We start from the raw sequence: 866 nt of genomic DNA, 5'->3' as shown, positions 1-866 counted from the left end.
GATGTAATAGGCTTTGAACTAGACACCGAGCATTTAATCGCCTTCAAATAGCTCGTCATTAGCCCCTAAGCCAAGTTAATGCGCGCCGCTCAGCCTTCTGGCTTGAATGCTCTAACGCACCCAACGGCCATCTGCCAACCCGAGGCCAAGCGAGACCGATCATCGTTTGATATCTTGGAGTCAAATCGACGCTCCAACTGCCATTTGCTCGCCACCTCTTCTAAGCTTGCAAACAACCCTGCTTGGACCGCCGCAACATAGGCCGCTCCCAACGCAGTTGTTTCGACTATTTGTGGACGCTCGACAGTCACATCACATAAATCTGCTAGGCATTGAGAAAACCAATCGTTGACGACCATACCGCCGTCCACGCGCAAAGTATCGATACTTGCACCATCTTTTTGCATTGCTGACAAAAGATCTCTCGTCTGATGCGCAACTGCTTCTAAACCTGCCGTCACGACCTCTTTCGCGCCCGTATCGCGCGTCAGGCCCAATACAGCGCCTCGCGCATCTGGATCCCAATATGGAGCTCCTAACCCAGTAAAAGCAGGAACCACATATAACTTGTTTTGGTAACCCACTTCGCTCGCTATCGATTCCGATTCACCTGCTGAGTTAATCACGCCCAGGCCATCTCGTAACCATTGAACTGCCGCACCAGCCACGAAAATACTGCCTTCTAACGCATACGTGGTCATACCACCCATTCGATATCCGACGGTTGTCAGCAGCTTATTCTCCGATGACAAAGCCTTCTCGCCTGTATTCAGAATAACGAAGCAACCCGTACCATATGTACTTTTAAGCATGCCTTCGCTAAAACATGCCTGGCCAACTAAAGCAGATTGCTGATCCCCGATAAG

The 866-nt window shown here is 50.3% G+C and carries 1 protein-coding gene; it reads right to left on the bottom strand.

The window, feature by feature from the left end; all coding sequences use genetic code 11:
* Positions 1–89: 89 nt before the first annotated feature.
* Positions 90–866, bottom strand: a 777-nt coding sequence (locus A3750_RS11760; protein ID WP_255374877.1) for an FGGY-family carbohydrate kinase, incomplete at its 5' end; no start/stop codon positions are given.

It is taken from the genome of Oleiphilus sp. HI0079 (assembly GCF_001635105.1).
This window is presented reverse-complemented; position numbering and strand designations above follow the sequence as displayed.